At 30.6% G+C, this 15,179-nt stretch carries 14 protein-coding genes; 4 read left to right on the top strand and 10 right to left on the bottom strand.

The window, feature by feature from the left end:
• Nucleotides 1-6 precede the first annotated feature (6 nt).
• The 8 genes from H526_RS0114975 to H526_RS0114940 all read right to left on the bottom strand — a co-directional run bounded on the left by H526_RS0114975 (nt 7) and on the right by H526_RS0114940 (nt 10,087).
• Entirely contained in the window at nt 7-417 is a 411-nt protein-coding gene (locus H526_RS0114975) for a hypothetical protein (protein WP_211237843.1), read from the bottom strand.
• Nucleotides 418-592: 175 nt separating this feature from the next.
• On the bottom strand, nt 593-1,132 hold the full coding sequence (locus H526_RS0114970) for an SRPBCC family protein (RefSeq protein WP_027393762.1): 540 nt from the start codon (nt 1,130-1,132) through the stop codon (nt 593-595).
• Nucleotides 1,133-1,217: 85 nt separating this feature from the next.
• Complete coding sequence (locus H526_RS0114965; RefSeq protein ID WP_027393761.1) at nt 1,218-1,913, bottom strand: hypothetical protein; 696 nt, start codon at nt 1,911-1,913, stop codon at nt 1,218-1,220.
• A gap of 109 nt (nt 1,914-2,022) precedes the next feature.
• Nucleotides 2,023-2,835: a M23 family metallopeptidase gene (locus H526_RS0114960; protein WP_051336177.1), complete on the bottom strand. Its 813-nt coding sequence runs from the start codon at nt 2,833-2,835 to the stop codon at nt 2,023-2,025.
• Nucleotides 2,836-2,929: 94 nt separating this feature from the next.
• Nucleotides 2,930-4,678, bottom strand: a complete 1,749-nt coding sequence (locus tag H526_RS0114955; protein WP_027393759.1) for a TonB-dependent receptor — start codon at nt 4,676-4,678, stop codon at nt 2,930-2,932.
• 27 nt (nt 4,679-4,705) lie between these two features.
• Entirely contained in the window at nt 4,706-7,723 is a 3,018-nt protein-coding gene (locus H526_RS0114950; protein WP_035085691.1) for a tetratricopeptide repeat protein, read from the bottom strand.
• 180 nt (nt 7,724-7,903) lie between these two features.
• Nucleotides 7,904-8,833: a hypothetical protein gene (locus H526_RS0114945; protein ID WP_027393757.1), complete on the bottom strand. Its 930-nt coding sequence runs from the start codon at nt 8,831-8,833 to the stop codon at nt 7,904-7,906.
• 3 nt (nt 8,834-8,836) lie between these two features.
• On the bottom strand, nt 8,837-10,087 hold the full coding sequence (locus tag H526_RS0114940; RefSeq protein ID WP_342667689.1) for an MBOAT family O-acyltransferase: 1,251 nt from the start codon (nt 10,085-10,087) through the stop codon (nt 8,837-8,839).
• A 299-nt stretch (nt 10,088-10,386) separates the two neighbouring features.
• Here H526_RS0114940 and H526_RS0114935 point away from each other — a divergent pair, with 299 nt between their 5' ends.
• Together H526_RS0114935 and H526_RS0114930 are read left to right on the top strand one after the other, a co-directional pair.
• Nucleotides 10,387-11,070, top strand: coding sequence for a cell division ATP-binding protein FtsE (locus H526_RS0114935; RefSeq protein ID WP_027393755.1), 684 nt, complete (start codon nt 10,387-10,389; stop codon nt 11,068-11,070).
• 20 nt (nt 11,071-11,090) lie between these two features.
• A complete protein-coding gene (locus H526_RS0114930) occupies nt 11,091-12,068 on the top strand; it encodes a class I SAM-dependent methyltransferase (RefSeq protein ID WP_027393754.1) in 978 nt (325 codons plus the stop codon).
• Between the two features lie 13 nt (nt 12,069-12,081).
• Here H526_RS0114930 and H526_RS0114925 read toward each other — a convergent pair whose 3' ends face one another.
• Nucleotides 12,082-12,909: a 2OG-Fe(II) oxygenase gene (locus tag H526_RS0114925; protein WP_027393753.1), complete on the bottom strand. Its 828-nt coding sequence runs from the start codon at nt 12,907-12,909 to the stop codon at nt 12,082-12,084.
• 59 nt (nt 12,910-12,968) lie between these two features.
• Between H526_RS0114925 and H526_RS0114920 the strand changes: the two genes are divergently transcribed.
• Nucleotides 12,969-13,841, top strand: coding sequence for a glycosyltransferase family 2 protein (locus H526_RS0114920; RefSeq protein WP_027393752.1), 873 nt, complete (start codon nt 12,969-12,971; stop codon nt 13,839-13,841).
• Nucleotides 13,841-14,785, top strand: coding sequence for a glycosyltransferase family 2 protein (locus H526_RS0114915; RefSeq protein WP_035085689.1), 945 nt, complete (start codon nt 13,841-13,843; stop codon nt 14,783-14,785). Before H526_RS0114920 ends, H526_RS0114915 begins: the two co-directional genes overlap by 1 nt.
• On the opposite strand, the gene H526_RS0114910 is transcribed toward H526_RS0114915, so the two are convergent.
• Nucleotides 14,768-15,175 (bottom strand): sugar 3,4-ketoisomerase, encoded by a 408-nt coding sequence (locus tag H526_RS0114910; protein ID WP_027393750.1) that lies wholly within the window; start codon nt 15,173-15,175, stop codon nt 14,768-14,770. The two genes, H526_RS0114915 and H526_RS0114910, sit on opposite strands and share 18 nt — an antisense overlap.
• Nucleotides 15,176-15,179: the final 4 nt, after the last annotated feature.

Here is a 15,179-nt window from a genome sequence, read left to right as displayed (position 1 = left end):
TTTTCTTTAATTCGCTAAAATTGTCTGTAACAATAGTAGTTCTTCTTTTAACTGACCAATTTGTGCACTTAATGTACCTTCCACTTCCTCTAATGGGACTGGAGGAGCAATTAATACGAAAGAGTAAATTGCATTATTGTCTGGTCCAGCTGTCACTCTGGAATACGCAACTCCTATACTATTGTCAGGCATTGTCATATACCAATCAATAGTCCCCAACTCTTTATTTGTCTTTGTTTCTAAACCAATTTTAAGTTCACCATTAGGGGTTACTAATAATGCTGATTCTTGATCAGCTTCTTTAAATGCGCCAGTCCATTTAGAAAGATTAAAAGGGTTTGCTATATAATCAAACGCCTTTTCTGTTGATGTTGTTAAATTAATGCTCTGAACATCATGATTCTTTATTACCATCATTCTTATATTTTTTAATAACCAATTTATTTTGGCTACATTATATTAGACAATCAAGAATGCGCACTGTGAAAATTTTTTACGTTTTTTTTCTACAGGTAAAAAACTATAGTAAGAATGACTGTATTTTTAAACTAAATCAAGATAATTCATAATCTTCTTTAAGCTGAGGTATCTATTATTTTTCAGAAAAATAGTTCTTAGAATTTTCTTCTATTAATTTTTTTAGATTTTCTAAATTTTCGTCTTCTTGCGTTTTCATAGAACTTGGCATAAAAGAAAGTAATGATTTTGCCCACATACTATTCCCCTTAATGTTGGATTTAGAAGTAATTATTGTCTTTCCACCTGCTTCTTTAAAAAACATTTCGTAATCTATATCCATAAAATCCATCGTAAAAGTCATTGCCATATGTTCATGAAGTTTCATGGCGGTTATAGTCTCTTCCATAATCATTTCTTCTCCACTATTATCTACATATACATTAGAAACTGCTCCAACCGTATTAGGAGTACCACTAACTAATTCTGTTCTTTTAAATCCCTTAATCCACTTAGGTAAATTAGCGACATCAGACATCACTTCCCAGGATTCACTCGCCGGTTTATTAACTGTTATCTCGTTTTCATAAGATACAGATGGCGTAAAAAAACCAATTCCAAAAAACACTAACGTTAATACAATAATTAGATATAATAAATATTTTAAATACTTCATAATCAAAATGTTTTGTGTTCACTATAAATTTATCAAATTAAATCTAAATAGTTCACACACAACATCTATAAATCAGCACTATATCTCAATTAGAATAATCACAAGCTTCTGGCACTGAAATGTATTTATTTTTAATATCCAAAACATTAATTAATTTATAGATGTATTCCTTCCCATTCCTCTTTATCGCATATTGTTCTTTTATAACACCTAAATCAAAATTATCTCTATTGATCATTTGTCTCCAAGTTAGGTACACATAATTAGTTCCAAGAAATGGATATTCTTGACTCTCATTCTGATATGTAATAAAGTGAACATCATACTCTTTTCTTTGTTTAGGAGGTGTATGTTTCTTGCTTTTTCTTTTGAATAGTATATGATTAAATACCGTATCATTGATAATAGTATCTTTCAAATTTTCGAAAATAAATTTTCTAGAATACTTAAGATCTCTTTTTTTTATTTTAACCTTTTCAACCAAATCACAATCCAGATTTATCCTATTAGCTTCTAAAAAGGCTTTCTTGTCTAAATAAAAAGTAGATTGTAAATTATTACGTTCAAGAAAATATAGTTTCAAATTGTTTTTCCCATCGTCTCGAACCAAAAGAAAGTAGTCATTATTTTTAGAATTTGTTAAAACCAATTCCTTTACTTTTGGTAAATCGAGAGACTCTTGATAACTAAACTCAAACAATTTGTCAAAAGTATACGTACGCTGAGCAGAAATTAATTGTATTGAAAAAATTGTAACTATTAATAGTAATATCTTATTCATTTTAGCTTTTCCAGTTATAAAGTCAAAACTAAGATATTTTAACTTTCTACACAGGTATTAAAATGTATACTCTTCTTTATCTTTATTCCAAGTTAAATCAATTTTAAAACTAATAAGATTTAATATACCTCTTCCTTTCTTCTAATTCTAAGAATTGCTTCCCATTACCAACAAGAAATTTTGTTGGAAGTGTTTCTCTATCATTAAATCGCTGTAGAAATACTATAAAGTGAAGATGTGGTCCTGTAGACCATCCTACATTACCGCTATATCCAATATGCTGTCCTTTTTTGATGACTTCACCTGGAGTCACTTTGGATCCATTTTTTTTGATATGCGTATATTCTGCAAAAGTACCATCAGAGTGATACACTAGTATATAATTATTAAACTTAGCACAATCGGCACCTGTACACGTTTTATTATTCCCTTGTTCTACTAAAACCACTTTCCCTTCTCTAGACGCATAAATGGGTGTCCCTACAGGCATTCTAAAATCTAATGCATATTCATTATGATGAGATATCTTGCCATTATAACCTTGAGTTACCATATGTTCCGTACCTTTTTTAAATGGTAAGTGATATGGATAATCAGTATCATAAGATTCTTGTAAATGATTTCCATGATTATAGCGAACACTAAACCCTAAACGAATGGCTTTTTTTCTATCTACCACTGTTAAATCAGCAATATAAAATTTGGTTGTTTGTTCAGGGACTTCTATGATCTTGATATCCCCAATATTTGAAGTAAGATTCTCTATCCTAAAATCTATCTCTACCGAAACTGGGCAAAACTCCCAATTATCTGCATAAATTGTATATCCATTATCTGTTTCTTCGTAATAGACTTTAAAATTATCTTGACTAAAAGTAGTTATCCATAATAAACTTACGATCCAAAATACAGCGCTCCTCATATTCAATTCATTTCCAATTACTAGCAGAAAATAAGCTTTTTATTTTGGAATTACTAATGGATTATATTTTTAATAAACCTAAACAAAAGTTAGATTAATAATTAAACTTATACGTTACTCCACCTAACACCTGTACTCCTTGTACAGGAAAGTTCACCCAACGTTCATAGTTTTGACCCGCAAGATTATTACCTTTTATAAAAACAGAGAGTTTGTCATTAAATCGATATCCAAGGTTCACATTAGCATCAAAATAGCTATCTAATGTTATGGTAGCTTCCGGTGTTGGCGGAGTAAAAGCAACGGCAGTATTGATATCCTTTCGCTCACCGACATAAAAAAGTTGTGCTCCAGCGAACCATTGATCAGTAATCTGATAATCTAATAGCACAGATGCTTTTAACTCTGGTAGATTCCAAGCTTCTTGTTCATCTTCGGTATTATAGCTGAAGTATTCTCCAGAAACTCCCAATTTAAATTTCTTATTGATATTAAAATTTAACTCTCCATATCCATTCAGTGTTAGAATATCATCATATCGATATGCAAATGAATTACCAAAATCATACCCTTCTAATTGTAATATTTCTGGTCTATTATTTACAAACAAAGCCTTATCGTTTTCTGATGTATATCCTCCTCTAAAATTATAGCTTATTATATCAGAGATTTTTCCTTTTAACCCTACGTATGCATCAAATTGATTATGAGTAGGAGTCAACACCAATGTTGGAGAAACATATGGATTTGCCTGTACCGCATCTCTATATGTGTTTTGTTTTAATCCTCCTTCTAATCCTCCATAAGCAATTACTGCTTCATCTAATAATCGATAAGATGCTGTAACTTTAGGATAGATAAAAAAGTCATTATCATTATTCTGGCTATCAATACTATAAAAAACTGAAGCACCCAAATTTAAAGTTAAATTATCTCTTAGCACTACAAGACTTGGTTGTATTCCTAGATTAAGAATACTAAAATCATTTGGAGTTTGTAATACCTGATCTAATGGTCGATCAAAACTTCCACCCAAATAATCAACGATGAAATCCGTAGTAATTAATTCATCTACAATTTCGAACTCAAATGTAGGTGTAAAAACTGCATGATGTTCTGTAGAGCTTAATGCATCCCCAAAATATCTATAATTTAACGAAGCTCTTTTAAAATATAAGTCATCAAACTGCAATTTGCCCCCCAACTTGGCCCCAAAATAATTTTGTTGAGGGTCAATTGCATCAATTTGTGCCTCTGTTAATGCAGGAGTTTCGGGTAAACCATACCAATTATACAATTGATGCTCTGCTCCTACTTCTATTCCATATGTAAAGTCCTTGGTTCGTGAAGTATAATTAAGATCCAAAAACGTATTATAAAATTTATCGTCTAGCGCTACATCTTCTATTCCTCCCTGAGAAGAATTATGATGTAAGTACAATCCCATATTATCTGTACGATTTATCTGAAAATTGCTATAAAACTCCGCTAATACAGATGTAAAATTACCAAAACCTAAAGTAGCATAATTATCATACAATGGTATTTTCTTTGGTTTATCAATACTAGCCGCTCTTCCTTTTGCAGGAGTAAATGTTGACGCTACCGGAACTGAAAAAATACTATATCGCAGCTGTTTTTTCTTTTGGGTAACAGAATCATTAAGAATCGGTGTAGACTTTATTTTAAATGCATCACTAATCGTAGGTGTATATGTTTTAACAATAACTACACGTTCTGTTTCTATGGTTTCCTCTTCTTCTTTTTCTTGGGCCACTATTGCGGTAACACTAAACGCAAAAACACAAGTAAAGGAAATTAATTTCTTGATATATCTCGACATAAATTGCTAAGAGTTTATAACTGATTATTATTGTTCGGTTTGGATGGATGAATTTGTTTTTGCCTCTTCAGCTTTGATTTTTTTGAGTTCGGATCGTGCTTCGTCAATTACATCTTGATAATCAGTAAAGTTTTTAATAACACTTTCTAAAATATAAGTTGCTTGATATGCATCTTCTAGTCCGTAAAAGTTTTTAGCCATTAACACTAAACCTTTAGCACCATATAATTTATATCCTGAAAAATCTTTTGCTAATTTTTGTACAGTTTCGTTTGACTCTTTATAGTTCCCTTCTTTATTTTTAAAATACGCTTCATAATATAAAGCTTCTGCGGCTAACTCACCTGTGGCAATTTTTCTAACTTCGGCATATGCTCTTTTTGCTCGAGTATCATCTGCGGTTTGTAAAGCAGCACGAGCAATAAAAATCTGAGCATCACTTTTTACATCATTCTGGATTTTTGGATTACTCAATACTTTTTCTGCGTATGCAATTGTTTCTTGATAATGTACTAGTTGATAATGCGATTTCATCAAATTAGATTGCGCAAATATAATGTTCTGAGGAAAATCGGCTGATTTTTCTAATCGTTCCAATACAGGAATTGCTTCATTATAATTACGATTCTCTAAATAGATCTGAGAAAGTCTAGCCAATGCTTGCTCCGTAAACTCCGTTCTATCTTTTTCTAATACATATTTATAATGCGGGATGGTTGCTTGTTTATCTCCTTTTTTATAAAACAATTGTGCTATATAAAAGTGACTTTTTAATGCATGTAATCCATTAGGAAACTCGCTTAAATATTTTTGAAAACCGGTAATTGCAGCATTATCATTATTTTCCAAAAACTGTTTTTCTGCTGCCTCATATGAGGTATTATCTAGATCTGCATCTGTAACATCCACAAAACTCAATCCTTTTACCCAACTCGAATACTCATCCGTTCTACCTAAATCTACATGAATCAATCTTGCGGTATTAACGGCTTGGATTGCTTCCTCTGTTCCAGGATAATCAGCAACTACACTCTTAAACTTTGTGAGAGCCCTATTTCCCTGATCTCCATTATAATAAATCAATCCTTGTTTTAACAAAGCCTTTGGCACGTAAGAACTTCTCGGAACTTCTCTGATTAATCGATCGTATGCTTCGATACCTCTCTGTGTATTATTCTCTGCCACATATGTATTTCCTAAAGCAAACATTGCATCATCGCGATATGTGGATCGTGTATATTTTTTAATAAAAAGCTCTAGATCACTAATCTTCTTATCATTCTTTTTTACAAAACCATAACTTATTGCTTTCTGATAATGTGCATAATCAGAATCAGCACCACCATTTTTAATTGCCTTATTATAAGCTTCCATTGCTGGCCAATATTTTCGGGAAATAAAATGACTATCTCCTAACCTTAAATAAGTATCAGTTAATTGTGTTTCATCTATACCCCTTTTTTTAGAATAGGTATCAAAAAACTCTGCAGCCTGTGGGTATTGTTTTAGTTTAAAATAAGTATAACCAATATTATAATCTATTCCTTCATATTCAATTGTTCCAGCAGCTCCGTCTTTTCCTTTAAATTGTTTAAATCCTATAAGTGCTTCTTCAAAACTATTTTGCAAATAATCACATTCTGATTTCCAATAAATTGCTTTTGCTGTAAATTTCGGATCTGTTTGTTGTGCCAACGATTTATCAAAATACAATTTCGCCTCCGCATAGTTCGCTTCATTATACAACTCTATTCCACGAAAATATGCTACTTTTTGATATACTACTTTATCACCAAAATCGCGACTTCCCTCTAGCAAATCCATGGCTTCCTTATAATTCTTAGAAGTAATGTAGGAACTAATTAACAATTCCTGAATTTCTTCTTTAAACTCAGAATTAGGATATGCTTCTGCATAAGACAATAATACTTTTGGAGTACTCTCATATGAATTACCAATCTCATAACTTAGCTTAGCGTAGTTATATAAAGCATCTTCTTTTATCTTAGCTTCAAAATCCATTTCTGAAGCATTCTTAAATGCGTTTAATGCTTGTTGTTTCTGATCTGTTTTTAAATAAGATTCTGCTAAATGATAATATGCATTCTGTGCAGTTTCATTACGCCCATCTACTATTTTATTAAACTCTGAAATAGCATTAGTATAATCTCCACCTTTATAATACGCATACCCTAATTGATAATAATCCGTATTATTCCATTTCCCTTTTCTACCTCTATATGCCTTTAGATGTGGAATTGCTTTATCATATTGTCCTAAATTAAAATAACTTTCTCCAATGATTTTATTCAATTCCGACTTTTCCGAAGGTTTAGATCTAGAAAGTTGACCTAACCCATCATTAATTGCATCCTGAAAATTTCCAGATTTAAAATTCATATCACTCTGGAAATAGGATAAATTCTTATTGTATTTATCGAGATCTTTAACCTCATCAAACAATTTATCGGCTTCCTGATAATTATCTCCTTCATATGCGATGAAACCAAGATAGTACTTGGCCTGCGCTCCATATTTATCCGTTTCTTCTACTTTAGTTAAGAATTTTTTAGCTTCATTAAATCGTTGAATTTTAAAATATGCATATCCGTTATTAAAGTTGAACTTTTCTTTTTCGGAACGACTCATATTCCCCTCATCTACTTTGTCATACCATTTACGAGCATATGCATACTTACCATTATCAAAATAATAATTTGCTACATCCAGATATGCTGCATTACGTTTTATACTTGTCGGATACTGTACCACAAATTCTTCCATCAAATCGTCCGCACCTTTTTGATTTAGCCATACAGCACAATTTGCTATATAATAAGTACATTCTGCATCGATATTTTCATCGTCTACCGCATCTCTTACTTTATCAAAAAGATTTTGAGCAGCTAGAAATTGCTTATTGTTATAAAGTTCTAATGCCTGATTGTACAGTACTAGTTCATTTGTGTAAATTGCTGATTGTTGTGCAGAAATCTTCGAAGATAGGACCGCTACAAAAAGCATCAAAGTGATGTATTTGTTCATGTAAATATTTCTTTCAAAGTTTAGACTCTGGATAATACCAAAGTTCCAGTTTAATAGAAATCTCAAGGATTGACCTTGACCAATTTTTCTTAAAGTAAATATCGTTTCCCGCGAATAAATTTTGTGTTAAAGATACCCTAATCTTCATACTAATAACGAAATATTTTGGAGATAATTACATTAACCCTCATTTTTTGGATCAGATATAATTTGATTTATGATTTTAGTATATTTTTTTGCCCCTTTATGATTAAGATGATCAGGGTCATAAAAATCTGTATCTTCTATCCTAATATCTTCTCTTAAGTTTATATAAGTTACATTCTTATAATGACTTGCTAGATCTTTACACGAATTGGTAATTTTCTCTAATTTACTTGGGTTAAGTAGTTTTAAATACCCATTATATACTGGCATATCAACTAAATAAACATTGCATTTTATTTTTTTGCAATACGCTATAATCGATTGAAGTCTAATTAAGTTTTCTTCGAAATCCATTAAAAAATCCTCATGTCTTTTTGCCGTAGCTCTACTTCCTTCTACTAAAGGTATATTGTTTGTATTTTCATAATATGTCCCCCAACCCTTATCATCACACCCGATAATTGTTTCTTTATACATATAATCGTGAAATAAAGTAATCGATTTATCAAAACGACGAGTCAATGAGAGACTATATTTTTTCAGATCTAGTGGATTAATAATGGGAACATCTAATTCCATTTGATGATGGTAAAAATATTTACGCCATCGATCTTCTTTTGTATTCTCCAATTGACTTAAACTATAATAACCGATGGTAATAACTACATTTTTTAGATTAGGAAGACTATCTACATGTTTATCAAACAACAATTGATCAAAATACAAGCTCTGACTTATATTAGATACATTAAAAGTTTTGGTATCCATAAATTCTGGATTAATACCGAAAAAAGCATGGGAATCTCCTAAAACCAATGTCTCTATGTCATTATAAGAGTTACTAATCATTTTATGCTTATAAGAATAATTAGATTCTACAGTTCTATAAAAACACTCTAGTGCTACCCAAATAAAAAGCAGTGGTAGTAGAAATAAGAATATTTTTTTTATAAAAACCTTCATAGTTTAGAATTGAAAATAAATAAAGGTTTGTAAATCCCCTGCATAGTAAAACACGACGAATACCGTAACATAATAAATTAGATATCGAATGCTTTTAGATGATATATACTGAATATCCAATAAGTGTTCTCTTTTTTTCTGAAACCATTCTATGCCTAGATATCCAATCAATAAAATCAAAAACAACTTATTCCCTTGTGGAATAGAAAAAAGTGTTGATGAAAAAATACGATCTAGATACCCAAAGGCTTCCGTGATTGAATCTGCTCTAAAAAAAACCCAAGCAATAGTAACTATAAAAAATGTAACACTCATTCTTAAAAAATCAACTATTATTGAATTTTGATTTTGGAGAAAAACCTCAAATTTTGTTTCATTATTTATAAAAACTGTAAATATCAATATGATTCCATGAATCAATCCCCAAAAAATAAATGTAAGATTAGCTCCATGCCATAATCCACTTAGCAGAAAAACAACAAGAATATTAAATACCAATCTAAATTTTGAAACACGATTACCTCCCAACGCAATGTATACGTAATCTCTAAACCAAGTAGAAAGCGAAATATGCCATCGTCTCCAAAACTCAATTAAGTTCTTTGATAAATAAGGGAAATTAAAATTTTTCTTTAAATCAAACCCTAACAATCTTGCAGAACCAATAGCAATATCCGAATAACCTGAAAAATCTCCATAAATCTGAAAACCAAAAAATATGGCACCACATAACAAAGTGCTTCCTGAATATGCTGTATAATCTTCGAACAGTCTATTAACTATTACCGCACAATTATCCGCAATTACCATTTTCTTGAACAAGCCGCCCAAAATTAATCGCAAACCATCAATACTCTTACTATAATTAAAAACTCTACTTTTATTAAACTGAGGCAAAAGATTAGAAGCTCTTTCTATAGGTCCCGCAACTAACTGTGGAAAAAATGAAACAAATGCAAAAAATGAAACAATATCATTAGTAGCGCGCATTCTTTCTCTGTATACATCTATCGTGTAACTCAATGTCTGAAACGTATAAAAACTTATCCCTACGGGTAAAACGAGTTGCAATGAACCATAAGATATTGGCTTACCAAATAACAAAAATGCTTCTGTGAACGTTTCTATAAAGAAATTAAAGTATTTAAAGACGAATAAAACACCTAGATTAAAGAATAAGCTAATTCCCAAAAGTATTTTTTTTCTAACTCTAGTTGTGGTCTGTAATTGACTTGAAACCAAAAAATCAATCATTGAACTTAAAAATATAAGCGATAAAAATCTCCAGTCCCAAAAAGAATAAAACAAGTAGCTTACCGTTAGAAGAAAGATATTTTGAATCTTTTTTGAGCTGTTAAAGACGAACCAATAGAAAACAAAAACGATTGGAAAAAACAACGCAAAATCAACGGTATTAAATTGCAAAATATGAGCATATGAATTCTCTGGAAAAATACTTAAAATCTACGTGGATAAAAAAACATTTTTAATAAATACATTATTGCATAAACTTTTTACTTTTACTAAAATTAATAAAATCAGAATTTCATACTATGTCCGATATGGTTTTAAGCCTTAAAAATGCTTCAATTTATCAACGAGAAAATTTAATTCTTTCAGATGTTAATGTCGAAGTTAATAAGGGAGATTTTGTATACCTGATCGGTAAGACCGGTACAGGAAAAAGTAGTTTCATGAAAACACTTTATGGAGATATCCCTCTAATAGAAGGAGAAGGAAGTATTGTTGATTTTGATTTAAGTACTTTAAAAGAAAATCAAATTCCATTTCTTAGAAGAAAATTAGGAATCGTTTTCCAAGATTTTAAACTTCTTAATGACAGAACTGTAAAGGATAATTTATTGTTTGTACTAAAAGCGACTGGATGGACAGATCAAAAAGCGATGGATAGTAAAATTGATGATGTCCTTGATAAAGTAGGCATGAAAACAAAGGATTTTAAATTCCCATACCAATTATCTGGTGGAGAACAACAGCGAATCGCTATTGCCAGAGCATTACTTAATGATCCAGAATTAATACTTGCCGATGAACCAACTGGAAATTTGGATCCTCAAACTTCTGTAGAAGTTATGGAAGTACTGCAGGACATCAATAAAAATGGTAATACAATTTTAATGGCCACTCATGATTATGCACTGCTATTAAAATATCCATCTAAGACTTTAAAATGTGAGGGTAACAAGGTTTTTGAAGTGGTTCAACGAAAAGGATAACTCTACAAATTAATACAATAATGCGACTAGTAACCCTCGATGATTTTATAGAGACTTACACTAAATTTAGACAAAGAGGGTTGTCTTTTATTACCTCTAAACTAAACATTAATAGTATTAAAAGAACTAAAAGCGCTTTTAATGAATTAGATATACAATCCTCTAATTGGTGGATCATTCCTAAAATTCAAGAACGATGGAATCAACTTATTACTGGGGACTCCAAAGTTGAATATGAAGACTTTGTGATGAAAAAGTTCTTATCAAATTCTAAAGATCTAAAAATGCTTTCATTAGGAAGTGGAATTTGTAGTCATGAACTCACATTTGCAAGCTATAAGAATTTTAAAGAGATCGTATGTATTGATATTAACGAAGTACTTTTTGATGCCGCAAAAAAATCAGCATCAGAGCGAAAATTAGACAATATTAGTTTTAAGATTCAAGATTTGTATTCCTATGATTTTCGAGAGAATTATTTTGACATTGTTTTTTTTCATGCTTCATTACATCATTTTAAAAACATAGAAGAGCTCGTAGGACAAAAAATAAAAAAAACCTTGAAAACGGATGGAAAGCTCATAATTAATGAGTTCGTGGGACCAAATAGATTACAATTCCCAAAACATCAAATAATGGCAACAAATAATGCTATAAAACTCATTCCTAAACCCTATAGAAAAAGATTCAAATTGAATTTATTTAAAAATAGAATTTATGGCTCAGGCATTATTAGAATGATCTTGGCTGACCCATCAGAATGTATAGAATCAGAAAAAATACTACCTGCAATTCATAAAAATTACACAACTATTTATGAAGCTTCTTATGGTGGTAATCTTTTAGCAAATGCGCTTAAAGACCTATCGCATCATTTCTTAGAACTGGATTCAGAAAAGGAAGCTGTACTAAATAAACTATTTGATTTTGAAGATAATTATTTAAGAAACCACTCTAGTGACTTTGTATTTGGAATTTATCAAAACACAACTAATTGATTGATTAGACTAATCAATCATCTTTCTTATATACGTGTGGGTTTTCTCGAATTCCCTTTTTAAATATTTTTCGAACCCCCATCCGTATTGATGAATCGATTTTCAATATTTTATCTCTAAAAAACTGACCTGGCCAACCTCTAAAAGTCGTTACATGAAAAGATCTTTTTGCATCTACTGGTTCTGTCGAAAAATAATAATTAGAAATACAACATCGTACCTTATCTACTTTTACCTTACCAACAGAATGCCAAGAATCCTTATGAGTAGACATAACCACTAATCTATTATAACGAGAATTTATAGATACCGGTTCACTTTTTAGTCCTTTAGGCCATAGTTCTAAGTTCCCTCCATTTTCTGGCATCCAATCTGGTGTTACGTAATATAATAAATTAAGTACACGCCATAGTTTGACATCCTTATCATGAGAATTATCCAGATGTGGATTCAAATAATTTCCTTTTCCCATCATCGAAATTCCTCCTGCATATAAATCTCCATCAGGTTTTACACTGCAATATCCGCATATTTTGGAGATTAAATCAACAATCCTCTTATCCTGAAAAGCATAAATAGTCTCCTCTAATAAAGGGTGATATCTATTCATTTGGGCAGCTACATATTTATACTCTCTCAGACTCCTTTTTACCTTTATATCCTTCGTACTAGGAAACTTATCAAAAATTTCATCAGTTAAATGTTTTGGTAGTAGATCATCTAAATAAAAATACCCAATACCCTCACTGGTATGAGCAAAGTGTTTTTTTAAAACTTCTTCATTATCTTTGAGCTTTAAAAAAATGAGATCAGCAATTTTATCTCTATTAGGGTGATTCATCTATCCAATTACAATTTTGTCTTAAAAATAATTATAAACTTCTAGTAAAACATCTATAAATGTTATCAATTTTGATCCCTGTCTATAATTATAACATTATTCCGTTGATTAAAGAGGTTCATCAGCAAATTTCATTACGTAACGTCTCTTTCGAAATATTAGTGTTTGATGATCATTCGGATCATTTTATAAAAGAAAATAATGATGTTCATGAATTATCAAATTGCTCTTTTAAGAAATTGCCAAAAAACATAGGCAGAAGTGCTATTCGGAATCTACTAGCTTCCGAAGCAACATATGATTCCCTTCTCTTTATTGACGCTGGGACATTTCCAGAACGCAAAAACTTTATTAAAACATATCTAGATAATATAAACCATAAGGTTGTAACAGGAGGAATGACTTATTTAAAAAAGCCTCCCAACAAACCTTATCGCCTTCGATGGATGTATACCAAAAAAAGGGAATCTTTATCCAACAGAAATAAACGATCTATTGTTTGTTCATCAAATTTCTTAATTCAAAAAGAAATCTTTGAAACCATAAAATTTGATGAATCTTTAGAAAAATATGGATGTGAAGATGTAGTGTTTTTTGATGCTATTGCTAAAAAAAACATTCCTATTACATATATTGACAACCCTGTTGTACATGATGCTAATGATAATGCAGAGGCTTTTATTATAAAAACAGAGCAAGCCATTGAAAACCTAATTGTTTTAATTAATACTAATAAACTTTCTTATGACAGATACAAGGTTTCTAGTATGTACTACAAAATGAATAAAATAAAAACCGACAAAATCATTTCTTTTATCTTCCGAATCTCAAGAAATCTTCTTAAAAGAAATTTCAATTCCTCTTATCCTTCTATAGTATGCTATGATTTTTATCGTTTAGGTTACTTTTGTTTAATCAAAAACAAAATATAGTGCCTTTTTTCTCCATCATTATTCCACTTTACAATAAAGAAAAAAATATCGAGAAAACGATACAATCCGTATTCGCTCAAAACTACACGAACTATGAGATTATAATCATAAATGATGGTTCTAATGACAACAGTGAAAAAATCGTAAATACTTTTAGCGATGAAAGACTGCGATATTTTTTAACAGAAAACAAGGGAGTTTCTAACGCTAGAAATTTTGGGATTGACAAGGCGAATGGTGAGATCATTGCCTTTCTGGATGCAGATGATTATTGGTATCCCAATCATCTCGAAATATTATTCCAATTATACAAAAAATTTCCCGATGCTGGTATATTAGCGACATCTTATGAGAAAAAATTTAGCACAAATTCTATCTTTTTAGCTGACTTTAGGAACATAAAAACAGATAGTAATTCTTTTATAATTATAGATAATTATTTTGATTCTAGTTCCATTGATGCTATTGCATGGACTTCGGCCAGCGCAGCTCCTAAAACTGTTTTAAATGCAATTAAAGGTTTTGATTCTTCTATAACACACGGTGAGGATACAGATCTTTGGATTCGTATTGCATTAAGATATAAAGTAGCTTTGGCAACATATGTTACTGCCACATATAACCTAGATGCCAAAAATCGATCAAAAGAAATAAACATAAAGAACAAAAACTTTATGAAGTTTGAAAAATTTGTAGAGGAAGAAAAGCATAACCGTTCTTTAAAAATATATCTAGATGCTAACCGGTATTCTATAGCATTAGAATATAGAATTGCTGGAGATTATTTGACTTCGAAAAAATATTGTGAAAATATTAATTGGAAAAACCTACATTGGAAAAATAGGTTTTTAATAAAACAACCTAAAATAGTATTACTCTTGTTTAAAAAAGTCCAAAGTAGTTTAATTTCTATTTTTAGGCTAAAACTATCTAGTTTTAAATAGTTTAAATTCAGTGAATTTTCTGATATAATCTTCCTCTTTATATACATCAGAAGCTAATACTAAACAAACTGATCCAGAAGAAAAATTTTCTAACTTTCTCCATATTCCAGATTTAATCAATAACCCCTTATTAGGTTTATTAAGAGTTATTTTCTTTTGATTTTCCCCGTCATGCAAAATCACATCAAAACTACCACTTAAAGCGATCAAAAACTGTTGTAAATTTTTATGCGCATGACCTCCTCGACTAGCATCACTAGGGACATCATACAAATAATATACTCTTTTTGTTTCAAAAGGTATAACATCCTTCTCTACCACCGCAATATTACCCCTAGGATCTTTTATTTTAGGAATTTCAATAATTTCACAATCCTCGGCGGTTGTCATATTT

The organism is Aquimarina latercula DSM 2041 (assembly GCF_000430645.1).
In the GTDB taxonomy this organism is placed as follows: Bacteria; Bacteroidota; Bacteroidia; order Flavobacteriales; family Flavobacteriaceae; genus Aquimarina; species Aquimarina latercula.
Note: the sequence above shows the minus strand (reverse complement) of the source record. Positions and strands in the feature narration are given on the sequence as shown.

What these genes read in the sequence shown, in the direction of transcription:
- H526_RS0114955 (WP_027393759.1), bottom strand. Translation starts at nt 4,678, where the DNA reads ATGTCGAGATATATCAAGAAATTAATTTCCTTTACTTGTGTTTTTGCG.
- H526_RS0114975 (WP_211237843.1), bottom strand. Translation starts at nt 417, where the DNA reads ATGATGGTAATAAAGAATCATGATGTTCAGAGCATTAATTTAACAACA.
- H526_RS0114945 (WP_027393757.1), bottom strand. Translation starts at nt 8,833, where the DNA reads ATGAAGGTTTTTATAAAAAAAATATTCTTATTTCTACTACCACTGCTT.
- H526_RS0114965 (WP_027393761.1), bottom strand. Translation starts at nt 1,913, where the DNA reads ATGAATAAGATATTACTATTAATAGTTACAATTTTTTCAATACAATTA.
- H526_RS0114935 (WP_027393755.1), top strand. Translation starts at nt 10,387, where the DNA reads ATGTCCGATATGGTTTTAAGCCTTAAAAATGCTTCAATTTATCAACGA.
- H526_RS0114930 (WP_027393754.1), top strand. Translation starts at nt 11,091, where the DNA reads ATGCGACTAGTAACCCTCGATGATTTTATAGAGACTTACACTAAATTT.
- H526_RS0114910 (WP_027393750.1), bottom strand. Translation starts at nt 15,175, where the DNA reads ATGACAACCGCCGAGGATTGTGAAATTATTGAAATTCCTAAAATAAAA.
- H526_RS0114940 (WP_342667689.1), bottom strand. Translation starts at nt 10,087, where the DNA reads ATGATTGATTTTTTGGTTTCAAGTCAATTACAGACCACAACTAGAGTT.
- H526_RS0114920 (WP_027393752.1), top strand. Translation starts at nt 12,969, where the DNA reads ATGTTATCAATTTTGATCCCTGTCTATAATTATAACATTATTCCGTTG.
- H526_RS0114950 (WP_035085691.1), bottom strand. Translation starts at nt 7,723, where the DNA reads ATGAACAAATACATCACTTTGATGCTTTTTGTAGCGGTCCTATCTTCG.
- H526_RS0114960 (WP_051336177.1), bottom strand. Translation starts at nt 2,835, where the DNA reads ATGAGGAGCGCTGTATTTTGGATCGTAAGTTTATTATGGATAACTACT.
- H526_RS0114970 (WP_027393762.1), bottom strand. Translation starts at nt 1,132, where the DNA reads ATGAAGTATTTAAAATATTTATTATATCTAATTATTGTATTAACGTTA.
- H526_RS0114925 (WP_027393753.1), bottom strand. Translation starts at nt 12,909, where the DNA reads ATGAATCACCCTAATAGAGATAAAATTGCTGATCTCATTTTTTTAAAG.